The sequence below is a fragment of the Streptomyces sp. NPDC059452 genome, from assembly GCF_042750035.1.
Taxonomy (GTDB): domain Bacteria; phylum Actinomycetota; class Actinomycetes; order Streptomycetales; family Streptomycetaceae; genus Streptomyces.
This window is the reverse complement of record NZ_JBHYVE010000009.1, coordinates 233,415-256,298: the sequence shown is the minus strand read 5'-3', so window position 1 is coordinate 256,298 and position 22,884 is coordinate 233,415. Positions and strand designations below refer to the sequence as shown.

Annotated in this window: 16 protein-coding genes and 2 riboswitches; of the genes, 9 read left to right on the top strand and 7 right to left on the bottom strand. The window is 72.6% G+C overall.

Annotated elements, in window-relative coordinates; genetic code table 11:
- On the bottom strand, positions 1-382 hold a 382-nt coding region (locus ACFW9Z_RS15445; RefSeq protein WP_384639995.1), incomplete at its 3' end, for an IS110 family transposase.
- Positions 383-616: 234 nt separating this feature from the next.
- Between ACFW9Z_RS15445 and rho the strand changes: the two genes are divergently transcribed.
- Positions 617-1,756 carry a transcription termination factor Rho gene (rho, locus tag ACFW9Z_RS15440; protein WP_384639992.1) on the top strand — a complete coding sequence of 380 codons (1,140 nt, stop codon included), beginning with the start codon at positions 617-619 and terminating at the stop codon, positions 1,754-1,756.
- A gap of 33 nt (positions 1,757-1,789) precedes the next feature.
- Here rho and pgm read toward each other — a convergent pair whose 3' ends face one another.
- From pgm to aceA, 5 genes are all read right to left on the bottom strand, one after another.
- Positions 1,790-3,433: a phosphoglucomutase (alpha-D-glucose-1,6-bisphosphate-dependent) gene (gene pgm, locus ACFW9Z_RS15435; RefSeq protein ID WP_384639990.1), complete on the bottom strand. Its 1,644-nt coding sequence runs from the start codon at positions 3,431-3,433 to the stop codon at positions 1,790-1,792.
- A 233-nt stretch (positions 3,434-3,666) separates the two neighbouring features.
- Positions 3,667-4,740, bottom strand: coding sequence for a chitinase (locus ACFW9Z_RS15430; protein ID WP_384639987.1), 1,074 nt, complete (start codon positions 4,738-4,740; stop codon positions 3,667-3,669).
- Positions 4,741-4,984: 244 nt separating this feature from the next.
- Entirely contained in the window at positions 4,985-5,863 is an 879-nt protein-coding gene (locus ACFW9Z_RS15425) for a 3-hydroxybutyryl-CoA dehydrogenase (protein WP_384639984.1), read from the bottom strand.
- On the bottom strand, positions 5,860-7,452 hold the full coding sequence (gene aceB / locus ACFW9Z_RS15420) for a malate synthase A (RefSeq protein WP_384639981.1): 1,593 nt from the start codon (positions 7,450-7,452) through the stop codon (positions 5,860-5,862). The genes ACFW9Z_RS15425 and aceB overlap by 4 nt, the downstream gene beginning before the upstream one ends.
- A gap of 84 nt (positions 7,453-7,536) precedes the next feature.
- Positions 7,537-8,817 carry an isocitrate lyase gene (gene aceA, locus ACFW9Z_RS15415; RefSeq protein ID WP_384639978.1) on the bottom strand — a complete coding sequence of 427 codons (1,281 nt, stop codon included), beginning with the start codon at positions 8,815-8,817 and terminating at the stop codon, positions 7,537-7,539.
- Between the two features lie 373 nt (positions 8,818-9,190).
- On the opposite strand from aceA, the gene ACFW9Z_RS15410 reads away from it, so the two are divergent.
- Positions 9,191-10,723, top strand: a complete 1,533-nt coding sequence (locus tag ACFW9Z_RS15410; RefSeq protein WP_384639976.1) for a short-chain fatty acyl-CoA regulator family protein — start codon at positions 9,191-9,193, stop codon at positions 10,721-10,723.
- Between the two features lie 26 nt (positions 10,724-10,749).
- Here the strand turns inward: ACFW9Z_RS15410 and ACFW9Z_RS15405 are convergent, their stop codons facing one another.
- Positions 10,750-12,159, bottom strand: a complete 1,410-nt coding sequence (locus ACFW9Z_RS15405) for a prenyltransferase/squalene oxidase repeat-containing protein (RefSeq protein ID WP_384639973.1) — start codon at positions 12,157-12,159, stop codon at positions 10,750-10,752.
- A 121-nt stretch (positions 12,160-12,280) separates the two neighbouring features.
- Positions 12,281-12,360: riboswitch (cobalamin riboswitch) on the bottom strand.
- A 148-nt stretch (positions 12,361-12,508) separates the two neighbouring features.
- A riboswitch (cobalamin riboswitch) is annotated at positions 12,509-12,579 on the top strand.
- A 143-nt stretch (positions 12,580-12,722) separates the two neighbouring features.
- On the opposite strand from ACFW9Z_RS15405, the gene ACFW9Z_RS15400 reads away from it, so the two are divergent.
- From ACFW9Z_RS15400 to ACFW9Z_RS15370, 7 genes are all read left to right on the top strand, one after another.
- A complete protein-coding gene (locus ACFW9Z_RS15400) occupies positions 12,723-15,515 on the top strand; it encodes a prenyltransferase/squalene oxidase repeat-containing protein (RefSeq protein WP_384639971.1) in 2,793 nt (930 codons plus the stop codon).
- The gene (locus tag ACFW9Z_RS15395) at positions 15,512-16,468 is read left to right on the top strand and encodes a hypothetical protein (RefSeq protein WP_384639968.1); all 957 of its coding nucleotides are present in this window, start codon (positions 15,512-15,514) and stop codon (positions 16,466-16,468) included. Before ACFW9Z_RS15400 ends, ACFW9Z_RS15395 begins: the two co-directional genes overlap by 4 nt.
- Positions 16,469-16,475: 7 nt before the next feature.
- The gene (locus ACFW9Z_RS15390) at positions 16,476-17,654 is read left to right on the top strand and encodes an energy-coupling factor transporter transmembrane component T (RefSeq protein WP_384639965.1); all 1,179 of its coding nucleotides are present in this window, start codon (positions 16,476-16,478) and stop codon (positions 17,652-17,654) included.
- A complete protein-coding gene (locus ACFW9Z_RS15385) occupies positions 17,651-19,399 on the top strand; it encodes an ABC transporter ATP-binding protein (protein WP_384639963.1) in 1,749 nt (582 codons plus the stop codon). The genes ACFW9Z_RS15390 and ACFW9Z_RS15385 overlap by 4 nt, the downstream gene beginning before the upstream one ends.
- A gap of 101 nt (positions 19,400-19,500) precedes the next feature.
- Positions 19,501-20,259 (top strand): ECF transporter S component, encoded by a 759-nt coding sequence (locus tag ACFW9Z_RS15380; protein WP_384640032.1) that lies wholly within the window; start codon positions 19,501-19,503, stop codon positions 20,257-20,259.
- Positions 20,260-20,304: 45 nt separating this feature from the next.
- The gene (locus ACFW9Z_RS15375; RefSeq protein WP_384639960.1) at positions 20,305-20,853 is read left to right on the top strand and encodes a CchlQ; all 549 of its coding nucleotides are present in this window, start codon (positions 20,305-20,307) and stop codon (positions 20,851-20,853) included.
- A 267-nt stretch (positions 20,854-21,120) separates the two neighbouring features.
- Complete coding sequence (locus ACFW9Z_RS15370) at positions 21,121-22,860, top strand: hypothetical protein (protein ID WP_384640030.1); 1,740 nt, start codon at positions 21,121-21,123, stop codon at positions 22,858-22,860.
- The last annotated feature ends 24 nt before the right edge of the window (positions 22,861-22,884 follow it).

Sequence of the window (22,884 nt, the reverse complement as noted above, 5' to 3'; positions counted from 1 at the left end):
TCTCGTCGCCCGGCCGCAACAAGCCCAGGTCATGGCGGACGCGGGCCTGGTCGGCGATGACGAAGGCGTCCTTCGCGTCCGTCTTCCCCTCGCCTCTGTAGGTGGCCGAGGCGCGGTGGACCGCGAGCCCGGTGAGGTAGGCCATGGGCTGATCGTGGCTCAGGAGCAGGCCGATCAGCAGGGCGGCACCGCCGTGGTTGAGGTCGACGGCCCACAGCACATCAGTGTTTATCGCCAGGACGTCACCGATGAGCTGAAGCAGCTCGGCCTCGTCGTTCAACACACGGCGGGACAGCAGCCGCTCGCCGTCCGCGTTGATCACCACGCAGTGATGGTGTTCCTTGCCGATGTCCACCCCGGCCCAGATCTCGGGCACGGCCACCTCCGTCAGCTTGCCGTCTCACATGTCACCCGCAGACGACCTCGCCGACGTTGTCCTACAGCAGCGATCGAGTCGCGTCTCCCAATTGGCGGTCGAGTCGTCGCGGGGCTCCGGGCGGCCAAGTCCTTTGAGCCTTGCCAACGGCGCCCCGATGACAGCCATACCCAGAACCCCTGGGCCCTCCGATCTTACGAATGACCAGAGCGACCACCCTTGAAAGGTAGGACCCCTCCCATGACCACCACACTCGAACGCCCCGTCGTCCACGAGCCGCGCCCCGTCCGGGCCGCGGGACTCCTCGACACCGTCACGGGCGGCCACGGCCTGCTCCGCGTCCGGGGCGGCCACCCCTCCCCCGACGACATCAAGGTCTCCCCCGCGCTGATGCGCCGCTACGGCCTGCGCACGGGCGACGCCGTCGAGGGGAGCTGCGAGCGGCCCCGCGTCCTCGCCTCCGTCGACCGGGTCAACGGCCGGGCGCCGCAGGGCCTGGCCGGGCGCGCCCACTTCCGCGACCTGACCCCGGTCCACCCCACCGAGCGGCTGCGGCTGGAGACGGAGAAGGGCGGTCCGGCGCTGCGGATCGTCGATCTGGTCGCCCCCGTCGGCAAGGGCCAGCGCGGCCTGATCGTCGCGCCGCCCAGGACCGGCAAGACGGTGCTGCTCCAGCAGCTCGCCGCCGCCGTCGCCACCAACCACCCGGAGTGCCACCTGATGGTGGTCCTCCTGGACGAACGCCCCGAGGAGGTCACCGACATGCGCCGCTCCGTGCGCGGCGAGGTGTACGCCTCCACCTTCGACCGGCCCGCCCAGGAGCACATCGCCCTCGCCGGACTGGCCGTGGAGCGCGCCAAGCGCCTCGTCGAGCAGGGCCGGGACGTGGTGGTCCTGCTGGACTCCCTCACCCGGCTGTGCCGGGCCCACAACAACGCGGCCGGGCCGGGCGGCCGTACCCTGAGCGGCGGTGTCGACGCGGCGGCCCTGTCCGGCCCCAAGAAGCTGTTCGGCGCGGCCCGCTCCGCCGAGGAGGGCGGCTCGCTCACCATCCTGGCGACCGCCCTGGTGGAGACGGGCTCCCGCGCCGACGACTTCTTCTTCGAGGAGCTGAAGGGGACCGGCAACATGGAGCTGCGCCTGGACCGCTCGCTCGCGGACTGGCGGGTCTTCCCGGCCGTCGACATCGCCCGTTCCGGCACCCGCCGGGAGGAGCTGCTGACGGGCGCCGCCGAGCTCGCCACCGTACGGGCGCTGCGCCGCGCGGTGCACGCCCGGGACGGTCACGGGGCCCTGGAGACGCTGCTGGACAAGGTCCGCCGCACCCCGGACAACGCGGCCTTCCTGAGCCAGGTCCAGCCCACCGTGCCCGGCGCCTAGCGGGCCGGGCACGGTGGTCGCGTACCACCCCGCTCAGGCGCCGCCCAGCGCCTCCGAGACCAGGGCGCGCGCCTCCTCCTGGACCTGGCCGAGGTGTTCGGGTCCCTGGAAGCTCTCCGCGTACACCTTGTAGACGTCCTCCGTGCCCGAGGGGCGGGCGGCGAACCAGGCGCTGTCGGTGCAGACCTTGAGGCCCCCGATCGCCGCTCCGTTGCCCGGTGCCTCGGTGAGGACGGCCGTGATGCGCTCCCCGGCCAGGGTGTCGGCCTTGACCTGCTGCGGGGAGAGTTGGGCCAGGACCGCCTTCTCCTCTCGGGTGGCGGGCGCGTCGACGCGGGCGTAGGCCGGGTCGCCGAAGCGGGCGGTGAGCTGCGCGTACCGCTGGGAGGGGGTGGAGCCGGTGACGGCGGTGATCTCGGAGGCGAGCAGGGCCAGCAGGATGCCGTCCTTGTCCGTGGTCCAGACGCGGCCGTCGCGGCGCAGGAACGAGGCGCCGGCCGACTCCTCACCGCCGAAGCCGAGGCTGCCGTCGTACAGCCCGTCGACGAACCACTTGAAGCCGACCGGGACCTCCACCAGGGTGCGGCCGAGGTCGTGGGCGACCCGGTCGATCATGGACGAGGAGACCAGGGTCTTGCCGATGCCGGTCCCGGCCGCCCAGTTCTCGCGGTGGGTGTAGAGGTAGTCGATGGCGGTGGCCAGGTAGTGGTTGGGGTTCATCAGGCCGCCGTCGGGGGTGACGATGCCGTGCCGGTCGGCGTCGGCGTCGTTCCCGGTCGCGATGGTGTATCGGTCGCGCTGTTCGATCAGCGAGGCCATGGCGTGCGGGGACGAGCAGTCCATCCGGATCTTCCCGTCCCAGTCCAGCGTCATGAACCGCCAGGTCGGGTCGGCGAGCGGGTTGACCACGGTCAGGTCGATCCGGTGCCGCTCCGCGATGCGCCCCCAGTACGCGACGGAGGCGCCGCCCAGCGGGTCGGCGCCGATCCGGATGCCTGCCTCCCGTACGGCGTCCAGGTCGAGGACGGAGGGCAGGTCGTCGACGTACGTGGTCAGGAAGTCGTACCGGCCCGTGGTGTCGGCGGCCAGCGCGCGGGCGTACGGGATGCGGCGGACCTCCCCGAGTCCCGCCTCGATCAGGGCGTTGGCCCGGTCCTGGATCCAGGAGGTGGCATCGGAGGCGGCCGGTCCGCCGTTGGGCGGGTTGTACTTGAAGCCGCCGTCGGCAGGCGGGTTGTGCGAGGGGGTGACCACGATGCCGTCGGCCAGGTGCTCGGTGCGCCCCTGGTTGTACGTCAGGATGGCGTGCGAGAGCGCGGGGGTCGGGGTGTAGCCGTCCTCGCTGTCGATCAGGACGGTGGCCCCGTTGGCGGCGAGGACCTCCAGCGCGGTGACCCGGGCGGGCTCGGACAGAGCGTGAGTGTCGGCGCCGAGGAAGAGCGGCCCGTCGGTCCCCTGCCGGGCCCGGTATTCGCAGATGGCCTGGGTGGTGGCGGCGATGTGGTCGTCGTTGAACGCGGCGGCGAGGGCGGAGCCGCGGTGGCCCGAGGTGCCGAAGGCCACCCGCTGGGCGGGGTCGGCCGGATCGGGGTGGAGGGCGTAATAGGCCGTCACCAGCCGTGCCACGTCGACCAGGTCCGCTGACTGCGCCGGCTGCCCGGCCCGTGCGTGCACCATCGGGTCTCCTCTTGCGTCTTCTGCGTCGGCTTCGGCCCGGGGAAAGACGGGCCGCCGTCCCGGGGCGGACGATCACCCCGTTCCGTACCCGATTCTGTCTCCTTGCCCGCATCGGTGTGCGACCGGTTCACGCCGTCCTCGCAGCGCCGCCCGCCCGGCCGGGACGGCACCGCGCCCCCGGTCCGGGGCGGGACCGGGGGCGCGGTGGGTTCGGAGGTGCGGTGGCTCTTAGGTCAGCGGCCCTGCAGACGCTTCACGTTGTCGCCGAAGGTCCAGCCCCGGGAGCCGTCCCAGTTGATGGACCAGGTCATCAGGCCCTTGAGGGAGCCGTTGTAGCGGTTCCAGGCCTGGGCGACGAGGGAGGGTGACATGTGGCCGCCGCCCGCGCCGATCTGGGCGGGGAGTCCGGGGACCTGCTTGTCGTAGGGGACCTTGATGGTGGTGCCCTGGATGACGAGCCCCCGGTCCAGGCAGTCCGTCTGGGCCACGAAGCCCGCGACCGTACCGGCGGAGTAGGAGTCACCGGAGCAGCCGTACATACTGCCGTTGTAGTACTGCATGTTCAGCCACCACAGCCGCCCGTTGTCGGCGTACTTCTTGATGACCGGCAGGTACGCGCCCCAGATCGAGCCGTAGACCACGCTGCCCCCGGTGACGTACGCCGTCTCGGGGGCCATGGTGAGACCGAAGTTCGACGGCATCGCGGCGAGGACACCGTCGATGATGCGGATGAGGTTGGCCTGCGACGGGGAGAGCTGGTTGATGTTCCCGGTGCCGACGAGGCCGGTCTCGATGTCGATGTCGATGCCGTCGAAGTTGTACTTCTTCAGGATCGGGACGACGGTCGCGACGAACCGGTCGGCGACCGTGCTGGAGCTGAGGTCGATGCCCGCGGTCGCCCCGCCGATCGACATCAGGAGGGTGAGCCCGGAGGCCTTGGCCTGACACATCTCCGCGGGGGTGGCGACCTTGACGGTGTTGTCCATGCCGTCCTCCCACAGGACGGTGCCGTCGGAGCGGATGACGGGGAAGGCCGCGTTGACGACGTTGTAGCCGTGCTGGGTGATGCGGGAATCCGTGATCGGGATCCAGCCGAGCGGCGGGTGCACGCCGTTGGCCGCGCCGTCCCAGTTCTCCCAGTAGCCCTGGAGCACCTTGCCGGTGGGCTTCGACTTCACCGCGCAGGTGTCGGCGGCAGCGGCCCTTGAGGGAGCCTCTGCGGTCTTCGGCGGTACGGCTCCGATCAGCATCGGTACGACGAGCGCCGCGGCCAGGCCGAGGCCCAGCAGTCGTGAGGTACGGGCCATGATCCGTAGTCCTTCCTGCCCGGGTCGACCGCCGACGAAGCGAAGGGTTCGCCTCGACCCGCCCAGTGTCGTGACCCTGTCAAACCGTAGAATGGTCCAGACCTTCGGTCAAGAGGTCTGGACCAAGCGGCCCGGCAGGGGGGCCGGAAACACCGCGGCGGGGTGGGAAGCAGCACAGTCAACTGCTCCGCACCCCGCTCGGCACCGGCCGCGGTCCCTCAACCGCGGCTCGGACCCGGGCCCCTCAGCCCCGGTCGTACGTGTGGAACCCGCGGCCGGTCTTCCGGCCGAGCAGCCCCGCCTCCACCATCCGCTGGAGCAGCGGCGGCGGGGCGTAGAGCGGTTCCTTGAACTCGTCGTACAGCGATACGGCGATGGAGGCCACCGTGTCCAGACCGATCAGGTCGGCCAGCTTGAGCGGGCCCATCGGGTGGGCGCAGCCCAGCTCCATCCCGGCGTCCACGTCGGCGGCGGTCGCGAAGCCCGACTCGGCCATCCGGATCGCGGAGAGCAGATACGGGATCAGCAGCGCGTTGACGACGAAGCCGGACCGGTCCTGGGAGCGGACCACGGTCTTGCCGAGCACGGAGGTCACGAACTCCTCGGCCGCGGCGACCGTGGCGGGCGCCGTGTGCAGGGAGGGGACGACCTCGACCAGCGGCAGCACGGGCACGGGGTTGAAGAAGTGCAGGCCCAGCACGTGGTCGGCGCGGTGGGTGGCCATGCCGAGGCGCATCACGGGGATGGCGGAGGTGTTGGTGGCCAGAATGGCCCCCGGGTCCTCGACGATCTTGTCGAGGGCGGTGAAGACCTCCGTCTTGGCCTCGGCGTTCTCCACGACGGCCTCGACGACGAGCTGACGGTCGGCCAGGGCGTCGAGGTCGCCGGTGAAGACCAGCCTCGCGAGCGCGTCCTCGGCGGTGAGGCGGTCCAGCTTGCCGCGCTGTACCGCTCGCTCCAGGGAGATCGCGACCCGCTCGCGGGCCCGGTCGGCGGCGGTGGCGTCGGCCTCGCAGACGATGGTGTGCACTCCGGCGCGGGCGCAGACCTCGGCGATCCCGGCGCCCATCTGGCCGCCGCCGACGACGCCGACTCGCGTGATGCGGGCGGTGCGGGCGCTCATGCCTGGACCACCGGTCGGCCGACGAGGTGGCGGGCGTACGCCTCCGTGGTGAAGAAGGCGGGCAGCTCCTTGGCCAGGGCGGTGCGTTCGAAGAGGTCGCGGACCTGGTCGAGGCGGGCCCAGGGGTAGGTGGCGCCGAGTGTGGCGAGCTCCTCCTCGAAGAGCCGCTCCACGCTCTCGCGGTCCACCGCCTTGTGCTTGAGCCACTGCCAGATCTGGACCCGGGCGATCTCGGCGGTCGCCGCGTCCTCCATGAGGCCGTTGAGGGCGACGGCTCCCTGGCCGTTCAGCCAGGCGTCGTAGTAGCGCAGGGTGACGGCGATGTTGTCGCGGACTCCTGCCGGGGTCGGGCGCCCTGCGGTGCGCCGGACGGCCACCAGCTCCTCGGCGGTGACGTGGACGTCGTCGCGGGTGCGCTCCAACTGGTGCGGCCGGTCGCCGAGCACCCCGTCGAAGGCGGTCCGGCAGACGGGGACGAGCCCGGGGTGGGCGACCCAGGAGCCGTCGAAGCCGTCCTCCGCCTCGCGCTCCTTGTCGAGCCGGACCTTGGCCAGCGCCGCCTCGTGCGCCGCCGCGTCGCCGCCGGGAATCTGGGCGGCCATGCCGCCGATGGCGTGGGCGCCGCGCCGGTGGCAGGTGCGGACGAGAAGTTCGGTGTAGGCGCGCAGGAAGGGGGCGGTCATGGTGACCGTCGACCGGTCGGGGAGGACGAAGTCGGGGCGGTGCGCGAAGTTCTTGATCAGGCTGAAGAGGTAGTCCCAGCGGCCCGCGTTGAGGCCGGCGCTGTGTTCGCGCAGCTCGTAGAGGATCTCCTCCATCTCGAACGCGGCCGTGATCGTCTCGATGAGGACGGTGGCGCGGATGGTGCCCCGGGGGATGTCCAGCAGGTCCTGGGCCAGGAGGAACACATCGTTCCAGAGGCGGGCCTCGTACCGGTTCTCCAGCTTGGGGAGGTAGAAGTACGGTCCGCTTCCCGCGTCGATCTGGCGGCGGGCGCAGTGGAAGAAGTAGAGGCCGAAGTCGACCAGCGCGGCGGGGACGGGCCGGTCGTCGATGACGAGGTGCTTCTCGGTGAGGTGCCAGCCGCGCGGCCGGACCATGATGGTGGCGGGCCGGTCGGTGAGCCGGTACTCCTTGCCGGCCTCGCTGGTGAAGTCGATGCGCCGGTCGATGGCGTCGATCAGGGTCAGCTGGCCCTGGACGATGTTCTCCCAGGTGGGTGAGGTGGCGTCCTCGAAGTCGGCCATCCAGACCTGGGCACCGGAGTTGAGGGCGTTGACGGCCATGCGCCGCTCGGGCGGCCCGGTGATCTCGACCCGCCGGTCGGTGAGGCCCGGGGCGGGGCGGGCGACCCGCCAGTCGGGGTCGGTGCGGATCGACTTGGTGGCGCGGGAGAAGTCGAGCGGGGTGCCGCCGCGCAGCAGGGCGGAGCGGCGGCGGCGTTCGGTGAGCAGGTCGAAGCGGCGGGCGGCGAAGGCCGCGTCGAGGCGGGCGATGAAGTCCAGGGCCTCGGGGGTGAGGACCTCTTCGTGCCGGTCGCCCGGTATGCCGAGGACCTGGACGCGGCCGGTCGTGACAAGGGTGGTCATGCGGGTCTCCTCAGCGGGGGCGTGGACGGTGGGATCGGGTCCCGGTCGCGGAGGTCGGGTGACCCCCGCGACCGGACGGGACTTCTAGTGGAACTGCTCCTCTTCGGTGGAGCCCGTGAGCGCCGTGGTCGAGGAGGCGGGGTTGATGGCGGTGGAGACCTGGTCGAAGTAGCCGGTGCCGACCTCGCGCTGGTGCTTGACGGCGGTGAAGCCCTGCTCCTGGGCGGCGAACTCCCGCTCCTGGAGGTCGACATAGGCGGTCATGCCCTGCTCGGCGTAGCCGCGCGCCAGGTCGAACATGGCGTGGTTGAGGGAGTGGAAGCCGGCCAGGGTGATGAACTGGAAGCGGTAGCCCATCGCGCCCAGCTCCCGCTGGAACTTGGCGATCTGGTCGTCGTCCAGCGCGGCCCGCCAGTTGAAGGACGGCGAGCAGTTGTACGCGAGCATCTGGTCCGGGTGCTCGGCGTGGATCGCCTCGGCGAACTCACGGGCCTGGGCGAGGTCAGGGGTGCCGGTCTCGACCCAGATCAGGTCGGCGTACGGGGCGTAGGCGAGGCCGCGCGAGATGACCGGGGCCATGCCGTTCTGGACCCGGTAGAAGCCCTCGGCGGTCCGCTCGCCCGTGACGAACTGCGCGTCGCGCTCGTCCACGTCGCTGGTGATGAGGTTGGCGGCGAGTGCGTCGGTGCGGGCCACGATCAGGGTGGGCACATCGGCGATGTCGGCGGCGAGGCGGGCCGCGTTGAGGGTGCGCACGTGCTGGGCGGTGGGGACGAGGACCTTGCCGCCGAGGTGGCCGCACTTCTTCTCGGAGGCGAGCTGGTCCTCGTAGTGGATACCGGCCGCACCGGCCTCGATCATCGCCTTGGTGAGCTCGAAGGCGTTGAGCGGTCCGCCGAAGCCCGCCTCGGCGTCGGCGACGATCGGGGCCAGGTAGTCGGTGGTGTCACCGGCGTCCTCGGCGGTGGCGATCTGGTCGGCGCGCAGCAGGGCGTTGTTGATCCTGCGGACCACGCTCGGCACCGAGTTGGCCGGGTAGAGGCTCTGGTCGGGGTAGGTGTGACCGGCCAGGTTGGCGTCGGCGGCGACCTGCCAGCCGGAGAGGTAGATGGCCTTCAGCCCCGCCTTGACCTGCTGGACGGCCTGGCCGCCGGTCAGCGCGCCGAGGGCGTGGATGTAGTCCTGCTCGTGGAGCTGACGCCAGAGCCGCTCGGCGCCGCGCCGGGCGAGGGTGTGCTCCTCGCGGACGCTGCCGGAGAGCCGCACCACGTCCTCGGCGCTGTAGGTGCGCTCGATGCCCTTCCAGCGGGGGTCGCTCGCCCACCGCTGCGCCAGCTCTTCCGCCGTCGTCCTTGCCTGCGCCATGGCGTTACTCCCGAAGTCGTGTGGGTCGATCGTGTGAACGGTGCGAAGCCCGCGTCACTGAGTGACGCGCCTTCTGGATGCGGCCCACCGGACCTCCGAGGTGGAACGGTAAGCAATGCGCCCGGCCGATCGGTCCGAGTTCCCGAGGAGTACGACGTCAGGGCTTGAAATCGTGCTCGGTACCCCGGTCCGGAGCCGGTGTCCGGTGGGCCGCAGGAACAACTCTGACAGTGGCACTGAGTGCCATCAACCGGGGACACATGCCAAGTTCTGCGAATCTTTCCGTGTGGTTTGCCAAGGTTGCGAAGGGTCCGCGCACCCGCATCGCGACTAGGGTTGTCGACATGTTGACGACGGCGGGAAGGGCTCCGAGGTGAGCAAGACCTACGCGGGCGCGCGGCTGCGCAGGCTGCGCGAGGAGCGCGGGCTGAGCCAGGCGGAGCTGGCCCGGATGCTGGCCATCTCGCCGAGCTATCTGAACCAGATGGAGCACGATTCGCGCCCCCTCACCGTGCCGGTGCTGCTCCGGCTGACCGAGGCGTTCGGGGTGGACCCCGGCTTCTTCTCGGAGCGGGACACCACTCGGGTGCTGGCCGACCTGCGCGAGGCGCTCGCCGACGAGGTCGGCGCGGCGCGCGTCTCGGCCGCCGAGCTGTCCGAGCTGGCCTCCCGGCTGCCGGGGGTCGCGAACGTGCTGCTGGATCTGGGGCGGCGCAACCAGGCGCTGGCCGGACGGCTCGCGGAGGCCGCCGAGCTGCGGGGCGGTGGCGGGCCCGAGCTGCCGCGCTCCCCGCACGAGGAGATCCGCGAGTTCTTCTACCGGCGGCAGAACTATCTCCACGAGGCGGATCTGGCGGCGGAGGAGCTGGCGGCGGAGATCGGGGTGCGCCCCGGCGAGGTTGTACGGGCGCTCGCGGCCCGGCTCACCGAACGGCACGGCATCCGGCTGGCCACCGCCGACGACCGGCGGGGCGCGCCGGGGGGCCACGGGCAGGCGCCGGGGCCCGGCGACCGGGGCGGCCGGGGTACCGGTACCCCCCGGGCCGGTTCCCGGGCCCGAACCGCTCCCCCGCGCCCGGACACCGGCCGGCTGCACCACTTCGACCGGGACGAGCGGGTGCTGTACCTCTCCAGTCGGCTCCGGCCCGGTCAGCAGGCGTTCCGGATGGCCACCCAGCTGGCGCTGCTCGAATACGGCCGGGAGATCTCGCTGCTGGCCTCGGAGGACTACGACGAGGGGTCGGCGGTCTGGCCGTTGGCCCGGATCGGGGTGGCCAACTACGTCGCGGGCGCGCTGATCCTCCCGTACCGCGCCTTCCACACGGCGGCGGAGGAGGTCCGGTACGACATCGAGCGCCTCACCGACCTCTTCGGGCTCGGTTACGAGACGGTCTGCCACCGGCTCTCCACGCTCCAGCGGCCCCGGCTGCGCGGGGTCCCGTTCTCCTTCGTCCGGGTCGACCGGGCCGGGAACATGTCGAAGCGGCAGTCCGCGACCGGGTTCCACTTCTCCCGCGCGGGCGGCACCTGCCCGCTGTGGAACGTGTACGAGGCGTTCGCCGCCCCGGGCCGCATCCACGTACAGATCGCGGCCATGCCCGACGGGCAGCGCTATCTGTGGACCGCGCGGGCCGTGACGCGCCACCGGGGCGGCTGGGGCGAGCCCGGCAAGACGTTCGCGATCGGGCTCGGCTGCGAGATCCGGCACGCGGGGCGGCTCGTCTACTCCGACGGGCTCGACCTGGACAACGCCTCGGCCGCGACCCCGATCGGGATGGGGTGCCGGATCTGCGAACGGCTGGACTGCCCGCAGCGCGCGGTCCCGCCGCTGGGGCAGCCGCTGGCCATCGACGAGAACAGCAGCACGTTCGTGCCGTACCCGGTGAAGGGGACATCGCCCGCGTAAGGGCCTGCCCCCTCCACCGGACCGGGTCAGGAGAAGCGCAGGGCGATGGTGTCGCCGACGCCGATCACCTTGTTACGGGTGGCCCCGGCGAAGGCCGAGCCGTCGGTGGACACCTTCCAGGTCGCCGAACCGGTGTTGGCCTTGCCGTTGATCGAGGTGATGGTGCCCGTCCCGGAGGAGGGGACCACGGAGGTGACGCAGCCCGCCGGGGTGGAGGCGGTCGACGCGGCGGCCAGGACGGTGCCGAGGTCGGTCGTGGTGCCGGTGGGCGTGAAGGCGACGTTGCAGACCTTAAGGGTGCCGGTGCCGTCGTCCACGGTGAGCGCCAGCTTCGTCGCCGTACCGGAGGTGAAGCCGCTCGCCGCGACCCACTGCGGTGCGCCGGAGGTGACCGGGGTGGGCGGTGCGGCGGTGAAGCCGCCCCCGGCGACGGCGCGCAGGGCGTCGGTGGAGGAGTAGGCGGACGGACCGGTGTCCGAGGGCTGGTACTTGAAGCCGCCGGCGGGGTTGAACTGGTTGGCGATCAGGAAGTCGATCGGAGTCTTGCCCATCGAGGTCAGGAAGTCGCCGGTCTGCGGGTTGATCCCGCAGGCGTTGAGGCCGGAGACGGCCCAGCCGTTGGAGCTGGTGTTGATGCCGTACATGGCGTTGAACGCGCCGGAGGCGTTGACCAGCTTGCTCTTGAGGAACGCCCTGGCCTGCACGATGTCGGGGTCGGTGTTCGGGACGCCGGAGACGCAGAGCGCGGCCATCGAGGCGCCCGTCATGTCGATGTCGCCCGGCTTGGCCAGTTCGGTCGGGTTGCCCTCGGCCTTGCTGTAGGTCCAGCCGCCGTCGTTGTGCTGGTTGGCCCGGACCCGGGCGACGATCTTGTCGACGAGCGCCTGCGGGACGCGCTGGCCGCCCGCCTGGGTTCTGGCTCCGCCCAGCGCGAGGGCGGCGAAGACCGTGCCGTTGTAGTTGGCGGACGGGCCGAAGTAACCGGCCTCGGCGTTCTGCCAGTAGCCGTAGATGTCGGCGATCAGGTTGCGCGAGGCGGAGACCCGGGCCGGGTCGATCCCGGCGGCGTACGCGTTGAGCGTGCCGCGCTGGTAGTCGGTGACGACGGGGGTGGCGGAGGGCCAGCCGGGGGTGGACAGCAGGTTGCGGTAGACGGTGCGCGCGTTCTTCGTGGTGTCGCCGCCGGGCGTCACGTCCACGGCGGCCGTTCCGGCGGCGGCGAACGCGCTGAAGGCCCACTCGTTGGAGAGCCCGGAGCCCGCGTACGAACCGTCGGCGGCCTGGAGGGTCTTGAGGTAGGCCACACCGTTGGTCTTCGAGGTGGCGATCTGGGCGGGGGTGGAGGTCGCGGCGGCGGGGAGCGCCGTGAGGACGAAGGCGCCGAGCGCGGCGGGTACCACGAGGGCGAGACGGCGGGAGGTGACAGAACGGGGCATGTGCCTGCTCCTGGAATGAGGGGCGCACGGCACCGCGGCCCCCGGGTGCGCACAGGGGGGCGGAGGTCGGTGGCCGGCACCCGGACGCGTGGGTACGGCTTCGCTGATGCTGCTGCCAGCAGGGCATTCGGGCTCGGGAGCGGCCCCCTGCCGTCCCACACCGCTGCGCGTCAGCCCCGGATTCGCACCGGGTTCCCCCTTGTGGCAGGCCAGGACGCTACCCGAGGCGGCAGGGGCGCGCCAGGGACGGCGGGGGCGCGCGGGAGGCGCGGAGGCGAGGAGACGTAAACCACCTTGACGGTCTCTTCGAGAGCGTGTTCCAATCCGCCTGATAAGCACTCAGCCCCAGGGGAAGCCGGTCGGAATCCGGCGCTGACCCGCAACCGTGGGCCCGTCACCGTACGGGCGAGCCGGAATGCCTGGGGACAGGAATTTCAGCGAGAAGCGCCGTCGCGGACTACGGCGTGGTTCGAACAGCTCCCTGCGGGCGGCCCCTTGACGGCCCGTGCCCGAGGGGAGCCGTCTGCCACGCATGGCCCGCCCGGACGACACGAGGGGCCGTGGTGGGGACCGCACAGCAACAGGACCGGCGCACAGCGGGGAAGAGACTCCTCTCACTGTTCTCGGCGGCAGCGGTGACCTTCGCCGCGACCGTGGCCTTCGTCACCGGCGCCCCTCCGGCGGCCGCCGACCCCATCGAGCAGTGCACGCCCACCGTGGGCGCCATCGTGGCAGTGGACTTCGGGCCGTTCGGCGGCGGTGTGGTGCGCGGTTGCGACACCACGCCGACCACCGGGTACGAACTCCTGCGCGACGGCGGGTTCACCACCGAGGGCACCCAGCACGACGGCGACGGCTTCATCTGCCGCATCGGCAACAGCGCCTTCAACTCCGGTACGCAGTACCCGACTCCGGCCACCGAGAAGTGCGTCCTCACCCCGCAGGCCACCGCCTACTGGTCGTACTGGATCGCCTCGCCCGGCCAGGAGGACTGGTCCTACAGCCCGCTCGGCGCCATGAGCCGCCAGCCCAAGGCGGGCGACGTGGACGCCTGGGTGTTCGGCGGCACGGACATCGGCGGCTCCACCGGCCGCCCCACCTTCACCCCCGACGACGTCCGCGCGGGCGGGGGCGTCAAGCCGACGCCGCCGGAGGAGCCGGACGTCCCGGACGGGGAGATCGACGTACGGGCCGCCGGCCGCTGGGTGACCGAACAGCTGCATGACGGCACCCACGTGGTGGACGAGGGCTCCGAGACCCCGAACTATTTCCTCACCACCGAGGCCGCGTACGCGCTCGCCGCGGCAGGCGGCCGGAGCCCGGCCCTGGTCAAGGTGGTGGCCCGCCTCGCCGCCGGGGCCGGTGAGTACGCCTACGCGGCGGGGCCGAAGGAGGCACCCGACGCCACGGCCGCCGCCCGGCTGGCCCTGGTCGCGTCGATCACCGAGGGCGACCCGCGCGACTTCGGCGGGCACGACCTGCTCGGCGACCTGGTGGCGAACGTCTGTCAGGAGGGCCCCGGCCCGGGATGCTCGGCGAAGGGCGACTTCAAGAACGCCTCCTACGGCGACGGACAGGCGCTGGCCGTGCTGGCGCTGCTGCGCGGCGGGATCGTGCCGCCCGCCGAGACGGTGACCCGGCTGACCCGGCTGGTCTGCCAGAACGGCTCGGTGAGCTACATCCTCATCGGACCCGACGAGAACTGCGACGGCGACCCGGCGACCACCGCCCTCGTCGCCCTGGTGCTGGACGAAGTGGGCGGCCACGACGCCGTCGTCGCCAAGACACTCGCGTACCTGAAGAAGGCGCAGCAGAAGAACGGCTCGTTCGTCCCCTACACCGGCGCCACCGAGGGCTCCGTCCTGGCCACGGCCCACGCGGCGCAGGCGCTGCGCGCGCTCGGTGAGGTCCGCAGGGCGGACGCCGCCATCTGGTGGCTGTCGCAGGAGCAGCTCGACGACGGCGGCTTCGGGTTCGACGAGGGCGCCACCGACGGCTTCCTCTACCCGACGGCCTCCGCCGTGCTGGCGGGCGCCGGTACGAGCCTGGTCACCCTGACCACGAAGGTGACCGAGCCGACCCAGCCGCCGTCCCCCTCCCCCACCCCCACCCCGACCGCTCCGCCCACCACGGCCCCGCCCACGAAGCCCCCGGCCGGTGACGGCCCGGACCTCAAGAAGGGCGTCGCCTACCTCACCCGTCCCGCCAACCTCCTCCAGGGCCGCTACTACGGGGCGGCCGGCACCACCACGCGGGCCGACTTCGGCCTCACGATCGACGGTGCCTTCGCGCTGGCCGCGACCGGTCACGACAACGACGCGCTGCGCACGATCGTGGACTTCCTGGACCGGGGCGGCAAGGACGGCGAAGCCCGTACGGTGCACGACTGGACCAACGTCGGCACCGACCACGCCCTGGGCGGCTCGATGGGCAAGGCGGCGGTGCTCGCCCAGGTCGTCGAACGCGACCCGCGCGACTTCGGCGGCAAGGACCTGATCGCGGGTCTGGCCGACGCGGTCTGCGCGGAGAAGAGCCCCCAGCCGGACCGCAGTTGCGCCGACAAGGGCGCCTACGCCTACGCGATGTCCGTCTTCGGCCAGTCCCTCGGTGTCATCGCCCAGGTGCGGGCGGGCGAGGAGAAGGCCGCCGAGGCCCCGGTCGCCTATCTGGCCGGGCTCCAGGACACCTCCTCGGGCGCCTGGCCGAGCCTGGTCCCGCCGACGGGTGACGCGGACGTCGACTCCACCGCGATGGCGGCGATGGCCCTGGACCTGGTCCCCGGCGACGCCCATGCGGCGGCCGTGGACAAGGCGCTGGCCTGGATCGCCTCGAAGCAGCTCAAGGACGGCGGCTTCCCGGGCGCGGCGGGCAATTCGGTGAACTCGGCGGCGCTCGCCGTGCAGGGCCTCTCCCTGGACGCCGAGAAGTACGCCAAGCAGATCGCGAAGGCCCGTAAGTTCCTCGCCTCGCAGCAGAACGCGGACGGCGGCTTCAACGTGGCGAAGGAGGGCCAGCGGGGCTCCGACCTCCGCGCCTCCACGCAGGCGGTGGGCGGTGCCACGGGCATCTCGTTCGGCACGCTGACCCGCAGCCTGGACGGTACGACACCGAATCCGGTGCCGTCCTCCTCCGCCCCGGTGATCGTCACGCCCGGGGACGGCACGGGCTCCACGGGCGGACCGGCCATCGTGAACACGGGCGGCTCCGGGGGTTCCGGCGGCTCCGGGGGCAGCCTCGCCTCCACCGGCTCGCAGGGGCTCGGCCTCGCGGCGGCCGCCGCCGTACTGGTCCTGACGGGCTGGTGCACGGTCGTGGCCGCCCGCAACCGGCGTGCGGCCCTGGGCGGTGAGCGGTGAGGTCCCGCTTCCGCCGGACCGTCGCGCACGCCCTGGCCGTCCTCGGCCTGGCGGGCGCGGCGCTCCTCGCGCCCGCCGCCCCGGCCGCGGCGGCCCCGCAGCCGATCGGGCAGTGCACGACCTCCTCGGGCGTCGTCCTGGCCGTCGACTTCAGCCACTGGGGCGGTCCCCTCTACCGCTCCTGCGGTACGACGCCGACCACGGGCTACGAGCTGCTCAACCAGGGCGGCTGGCGGACCACCGGCACCGGGCACGACGGACCGGCGTTCATCTGCCGGATCGGCTACAGCGGCCACCAGGGCGGCAAGCAGTACCCCACGCCCCAGCAGGAGAGCTGCGTCCTCACCCCGCCCGCCTCCGCCTACTGGTCGTACTGGCACGCGAACCCCGGGGAGAACACCTGGGAGTACAGCCAGCTCGGGGCCATGAGCTACAAGCCCCGGCCGGGCAGCGTGGACCTGTGGATCTTCGGCGGGACGAACATCGAGGGCACGAAGGGGCGGCCGACGGTCACCCCGGACCAGCTGCGGGCGCACAACACCCGCCCCACAGGCGGCGATCCGGCGCCCGCGCCGAAGCCGAAGCCGCAGCCCGATCCCGTACGGACGACCCAGCCGCCGGGTGGCGGCGACCAGGCCCCTCCGCCGCCACCGGCAGCAGCCCCGACGAAGACGGTCACGGCGTCCCCTTCGGCGTCCCCTTCCAACTCCGCCTCCCCGTCCGTATCCGCGTCCCCGTCTCCCTCCCCCTCCCCCAGCGTCTCCCCCTCGGAGACGCCGGTCGGTGCGGTGGCGGCGCCGGAAGCGTCGGCGAAGGTGGTGGACGCCGCTCCGGCAGCGGACGCGGAGCACGACTCCGGCTCGCTGGTGCCCGTCGCGGCGACGGCCGGTCTCGTGGCGGTGATCGGCGGCGCGGCCGTGTTCGCCGCGAAGCGCCGCCGCCGTGCGGAGTAGCGCCCGCGTGACCGGTACGGCGGCGAGGCCCGGCACTCCGGTGTCCGCCGCCGGGCCGGACACCGGCGGCAGGCGGCTCCCGCGCACCCTGCATCCGCTCGCCTGGTGGATCTGGGCGCTCGCCCTGGCCACGGCCGTCAGCCGGACCAACAACCCGCTGCTGCTCTTCCTGGTCCTCGCGGTGCTCGGCTACGTCATCACCATGCGGCGCACCGAGGCCCCGTGGGCGCGGGGGTTCAAGTACTACCTGTATCTGGCGCTGACGGTCGTGGCGATCCGGGTGGTCTTCCGGGCGGTCTTCGCGACCGGTATGACCCCGACCGACCACTACCTCTTCTCGCTGCCGCACATCCCGACCCCGGACTGGTACGCGGGCATCCAGCTCGGCGGGCCCGTCTCCCTGGAGGCGCTGCTCTCGGCCGCCACGGACGGGCTGCGGCTGGCCTGCATGCTGTGCTGTATCGGGGCGGCGAACACCCTCGCCAACCCGAAGCGTGCACTGCGGGTGCTGCCGGGCGCGCTGTACGAACTCGGCGTCGCCGTCACCGTATCGATCAGCGTCGCCCCCCAACTGGTGCAGAGCGTCCAGCGGGTGGCCCGGGCGCGGCGGCTGCGGGCCGGTCGCAACAAGGGGTTGAAGGCGCTGCGGGGCGTGGTCGTCCCGGTGCTGGAGGACGCGCTGGAGCGGTCGCTGCGGCTGGCGGCGGCGATGGACTCGCGCGGCTACGGGCGGGCGGGGTCGGCCACTCCGCGCTCGCGCCGGCTGACCGGAGTGCTGATGCTCCTGGGGATGTGCGGGCTGTGCGCCGGGGCGTACGGGCTCCTCGACGCGACCGCGCCGAAGCTGCTGGGGCTGCCCGCACTGCTGGCCGGTTCGCTGTTCTGCCTGGCTGGGCTGCGGCTCGGCGGGCGGCGGGTGACCCGGACGACGTACCGGCCCGATCCCTGGCGGTTCGCGGAGTGGGCGGTGGCGTCCTGCGGGGTGCTCTCGGCCGTGCTGCTGTTCGTGAACCTGGGCTACGACCCGGCCGAGCTCAACCCGTCCATCTATCCGCTCAGTTGGCCGACGCTGCCGCTCGTTCCGGCCGCCGCCATCCTGCTCGCCGGGGCGGCCGGGTTCCTGGCGCCCCCGCCGAGCGCCCCCACCCCGCACATCTCCGTACAGCGCACCGAGGAAGCCGCATGATCACCTTCGACCGGGTGTCCGTCGTCTACGACGGTGCCGACGAACCGGTCCTGCGGGACGTGGACCTGGAGGTCGACGAGGGGGAACTCTGCCTCGTGGTCGGCCATACGGGGGTCGGCAAGTCGACTTTGCTGGGTGCGGTCAACGGGCTTGTCCCGCACTTCACCGGCGGCACGCTGTACGGCACGGTCACGGTCGACGGCCGCGACACCGCGGCCCATCCGCCCCGTGAACTCGCCGATGTCGTGGGCGTGGTGGGCCAGGACCCGCTGGACGGCTTCGTCACGGACACGGTGGAGGAGGAACTCGCCTACGCGATGGAGCAGTTGGCGATCGCCCCGAGCGTCATGCGCAAGCGGGTGGAGGAGACCCTCGATCTGCTGGGGCTCGCCGATCTGCGCCACCGGGCGCTGTACGAGCTGTCCGGCGGGCAGCAACAGCGCGTCGCGATCGGCTCCGTCCTCACCGCGCACCCCCGGGTCCTGGTGCTGGACGAGCCGACGTCCGCGCTCGACCCGACGGCGGCCGAGGAGGTGCTGGCCGCGGTGACCCGCCTCGTCCACGACCTCGGGGTCACGGTGCTGCTGGCCGAGCACCGCCTGGAGCGGGTGGTGCAGTACGCGGACCGGGTCATCCATCTGCCGGGCAACGGCCGGGTGGTGTCGGGCCCGCCCGCGGAGATCTTCACCGCCTCCTCGATCGCGCCGCCCATCGTGGAGCTGGGCCGCGCCGCGCGCTGGTCGCCCCTGCCCCTCTCGGTGCGCGACGCCCGCAGGGCGGCCCGCCCCCTGCGCACCGCCCTGGACGGCACACCCCCGCCCCCGGTGCGCCGGACGCCGGACGCACCGGGGGCGGCCCTGCTCACGGCGCGCGGGGTCACGGTGGCGTACCGGGGGGTCGCGGCGGTGCGCGAGGTGGACCTCGATCTGCGGGGCGGCGAGATCACCGCGCTGATGGGCCGCAACGGCTCGGGCAAGTCCTCGCTCCTGTGGGCGCTCCAGGGGTCGGGGCCGCGCAAGTCCGGCACGGTACGCGTCGACCGGGGAGAGGCGGAGGGCACACGCGGTTCGGCCAAGGGCGGCTCGGTAGAAGGCAGTTCGGTGAAGGGCGGCGCGGCGAAAGGCAGCCCGGTCAAGGGCGGCTCGGCGAAGGGCAGCGACCCCAAGTCGCTCTCCGCCGCCGAGGCCAGACGGCTCGTCGGGCTGGTCCCGCAGACCTCGACGGACCTGCTCTACCTGGAGAGCGTCAAGCAGGAGCTGGACCAGGCGGACACCGAGTCGGCGGCCCCGGGCCTCGGCGGCGGGCCGTCGGCCCGGGCGATCCTGGACCGGCTGGCGCCCGGCATCGACGGCGGGACGCACCCGCGCGACCTCTCCGAGGGCCAGAAGCTGGCGCTGGTCCTCGCCATCCAGCTCACGGCGGCGCCCCGGGTGCTGCTGCTGGACGAGCCCACCCGGGGTCTCGACTACCGGGCCAAGTCCCAGCTCATCGCCATGGTCGACGAACTGGCCGCCGAGGGGCGGTCGGTGGTGATCTCCACCCATGACGTCGAGTTCGCGGCCCGGGCGGCGGACCGGGTGGTGGTGATGGCCGAGGGCGACATCGTCGCGGACGGCCCGACCACCGAGGTGATCGTGGCCTCCCCCGTCTTCGCCCCGCAGGTGGCGAAGATCCTCGCCCCGCTCCCGTACCTGACGGTCGACCAGGTCGTCTCCGTACTGCCGGACGAGGAGGCGAACGCGTGAAGGAGCTGCCGAAACTACCGGAACTCCCGAAGCTCCCCGAACTCACCGAGCGCTCCGCGGGCGCCATCCGTATCGCGCCGCGCGCCGCGATCGTGATCACCATGGCGGCCTTCATCGGCCTGGTCGCCTTCTTCTGGCCCTTCGTGGTCGCTCCGGGGCGGCTGGGCGCCAACTACGCGCCTCCGCTGATCTTCGGGGTGCTGCTCGTCCTCGTCCTCTCCGTCGTGATCTCGGAGATCGCCGAGGGCGGCATCAGCTCCAAGGCCCTGGCGATGCTCGGGGTGCTCTCCGCCGTCAACGCGGCGCTGCGCCCGCTCGGTGCGGGCACGGCGGGCATCGAGACGGTGTTCTTCGTCCTCGTGCTGGCCGGACGCGTCTACGGTCCGGGGTTCGGCTTCACGCTGGGCTGCACCTCGCTGTTCGCCTCCGCGCTGATCACCGGCGGGGTCGGGCCGTGGATGCCGTACCAGATGTTCGGCTGCGCCTTCGTCGGCATGCTCGCGGGTCTGCTGCCCCGCGCCACCGGCCGCCGGGAGGTGATGATGCTCGCCGTCTACGGTTCGCTCTCCGGCTATCTCTACGGTTTCCTCCTCAACCTCTCCTTCTGGCCGTTCTCGGTCGACCCGAACAGCTCCATCGCGTACCTCCCCGGCCTCCCCTTCACCGAGCAGTGGCAGCGCTACCTGGCCTTCGACGTGGCGACCTCGCTCGGCTGGGACACCGGGCGCGCCGTCACGAACTTCATCTGCATCACCCTGGCCGGCCCGGCCGTCCTCGTCACCTTCCGCAGGGCCGCCCGCAAGGCCCGCTTCCGCGCCCCGGTGCGCTTCGCCGCCCCGAAGGACGACGGGCCACGGTAGATTCGGGACACCGCGGGAACGTGGATCACTTCTTTGGGGGAAGTCGTGGACTGGGGAACACTCGTCGCGACGGTCAGCGGTGGTTTCATCGCCATCTCGGGGACCGTACTGGCCGACCATCTGCGCCAACGGCACGAGAAGGACCGAGGGGCGGCGGAACGGCGGCGGGCGGTCTACATCGAGTTCATCTCGGCGGTCGGGGAGTGCCACTCCCGGCTGCGGCAGATCGCCCAGGACCAGGACGCCTCCCTCGCCCCGGACCGGGCAGCCCGCGCGGCGCTGAGCGAGGCGGCCGTCCACGAGGTGCGCGAGCGGCTCTTCATCGACGCGTCGGCCGAGGTGGCCGGTGCGGGGCAGGCGATGTTCGCGCAACTGCGCGCGGTCCAGCGGGTCGTGGCCACGGGCGCCACGCCCACGTCCGCCGCCTTCCACGAGGCCTACCACCCCTACCTGGACGCGGTCTGGGCCTACCGGGTGGCGGTGCGCAAGGAGTTGGAGGACCGGACATTCGCGCCGGAGTCCTTCGGGTGGGACGCGTGGGACGGGAAGGGCCGCTGCGTCATCTGTCAGGGCGAGCTGACGGTGGGGGCGTGAGGGGGCCTCCGGCGGGGCGGGTTCAGCCGCGCTGCGGCCCGGTCGGAGGCGATGACCGTACAATACGATCGCCACTTTTCCCGCCCGACCCCGAAAAGGTTGCAGCGCCGCTTGAGATGCGATAGGCCGACAATAGCCGCGAGCCGCGAGCCGCGAGCCGCGAGCCGCGAGCCGCGAGCCGCGAGCCGCGAGCCGCGAGCCGCGAGCCGCGAGCCGCGAGCCGCGAGCCGCGCGTGGACGGTGTACCCGTAGCCTTTCGGGGTGGCCATGCACGCTAGCCAGCCCCTCCGCGTTCCCGTCGGGACCGACGCCGGGCGGTGGAGCACCTTTCACGGTGAGAAGACCCTGGTCGTAGCGGCCCGTACCGTGACGTCGACCGTGCGGGTCCTCGAATGCCTGCCCGCACTCCTGCGCGGGGACGGCCGGGTGACCGTCGTCTTCGCCCACGACCCGACCTCCGCGTTCAACGACGGCGTGCTGGACCTGCTGCACGACGCGGGCTGCCGGGTCATTCCCTGGGAACAGGTGGGCCACGCCGAGCCCGATCTGATCCTCACCGCCAGCGAGAACATCGACGTACCCGAGGGCCACTGCCCCGTGCTGGTCCTGCCCCACGGCATCGGCTTCCAGAAGCAGGTGCCGGATTCGCGGGCGCCGGGTGACCGGCTGTCAGGTGTCGTGCCCGACCGGCTGCTGGAGTCCGGAAGGGCGTGGCTGGCCATCTCGCACCCCGGGCAGGAGGAGCAGTTGCTCTCCTCGCACCCCAAGGCGGCCGGCCGCACGCTGCTCGTGGGCGACCCCTGCTACGACGAGCTGCTGACCAGCGCGGACCGGGCGGGTACCTACCGGGAGGCGCTCGGGGTGCCCGCCGCGCACCGGCTCGTGGTGCTCAGCTCCACCTGGGGCCCCACCTCGCTGTTCGGGCGGGACCCCGGTCTGGCCGCGCGAGTGCTCGCCGCCCTGCCCTACGACGAGTTCCGGGTGGCCGCGATCGTCCACCCCAATGTCTGGGCCGGGCACGGTTCCTGGCAGATCCGCAATCTCCTCGCCCCCGCGCTGGAGGCGGGGCTGATGCTGGTCCCCCACATCCACGCCTGGCGGTCGGCGCTGGTCGCGGCGGACGTGGTCGTGGGCGATCACGGGTCGGTGACGCTGTACGGTGCGGCGCTCGCCAAACCGGTCCTGCTCGGGGCCTTCGGGAGCGAGGCCGTTCCCGGCACGGCGGTGGCCGCGCTCGGACGGGCGGCGCCCCGCTTCGACGCGCTCGGGGACGTGTACGGGCAGATCGCGTCCACCCTCGCCGCGCACCGGCCGGAGCGGCTGGCCTCCGTCGCCGAGGGCGCCTTCGACCAGCCGGGCCGGGCGCTGCCACGGCTGCGCACCGCGCTCTACCAGCTGCTCGACCTGCCGGAGCCCGTATCGGCTCCCCCGCCCGAGCGGTTCCTGGCCGAGCCCGAGAACGTGGGGGCGGCGGTCACCGCCTGGACGGTCACCACCACCGGTTCGCCGGTGGAGGGGCCCGGTGAGATCACCGTGCGCAGACAGCCCGCGGCGGTCTCGTGGGCAGAGGGGGCAGAGGGGGCGAAGGGCGAGGAGGCCGAGGACGAGGCGGCCGGGCGGGTGCGCCACCTCGCCTGCGCCGAGCACGAGCGGGACCGGCGGCTGCTGGAAAGTGCCTCGGTGCTGCTGTCCCGCGCGCCCGTCTCTTCGACGGCGGCGGGTCTGCGGTGGATCGCGCAGACCCTGGACCGGCTCCCGGGCTGCCGTCTCGCGGCGGCGGCACTGTCCGGGGGCGGGCATCTGGTGGGGCTGCGGGACGGCCGGGTCGTGGAGGTGGCCATGACCGGGCCGGGCACCGATCCCGGCCCGCCCGCCGCTGCCGTCTACGCCCTGCTGCGCGCCGGGGCTCCGCTGGAGGACGCCCTGGTCACCCTGCGGTTCGGGGCGCGCGAGGAGGATGCGGTGATCCGGCTGCGGAGGCCGCTGCCGGGCGGCCCGTCCCGCTGAGCGCGCCCGGCTGGCCGAGTGCGC

Coding starts and splice junctions, on each gene's coding strand:
- rho (WP_384639992.1), top strand. CDS start 617: ATGACCACCACACTCGAACGCCCCGTCGTCCACGAGCCGCGCCCCGTC.
- pgm (WP_384639990.1), bottom strand. CDS start 3,433: ATGGTGCACGCACGGGCCGGGCAGCCGGCGCAGTCAGCGGACCTGGTC.
- ACFW9Z_RS15430 (WP_384639987.1), bottom strand. CDS start 4,740: ATGGCCCGTACCTCACGACTGCTGGGCCTCGGCCTGGCCGCGGCGCTC.
- ACFW9Z_RS15425 (WP_384639984.1), bottom strand. CDS start 5,863: ATGAGCGCCCGCACCGCCCGCATCACGCGAGTCGGCGTCGTCGGCGGC.
- aceB (WP_384639981.1), bottom strand. CDS start 7,452: ATGACCACCCTTGTCACGACCGGCCGCGTCCAGGTCCTCGGCATACCG.
- aceA (WP_384639978.1), bottom strand. CDS start 8,817: ATGGCGCAGGCAAGGACGACGGCGGAAGAGCTGGCGCAGCGGTGGGCG.
- ACFW9Z_RS15405 (WP_384639973.1), bottom strand. CDS start 12,159: ATGCCCCGTTCTGTCACCTCCCGCCGTCTCGCCCTCGTGGTACCCGCC.
- ACFW9Z_RS15385 (WP_384639963.1), top strand. CDS start 17,651: ATGATCACCTTCGACCGGGTGTCCGTCGTCTACGACGGTGCCGACGAA.
- ACFW9Z_RS15380 (WP_384640032.1), top strand. CDS start 19,501: ATGGCGGCCTTCATCGGCCTGGTCGCCTTCTTCTGGCCCTTCGTGGTC.
- ACFW9Z_RS15370 (WP_384640030.1), top strand. CDS start 21,121: ATGCACGCTAGCCAGCCCCTCCGCGTTCCCGTCGGGACCGACGCCGGG.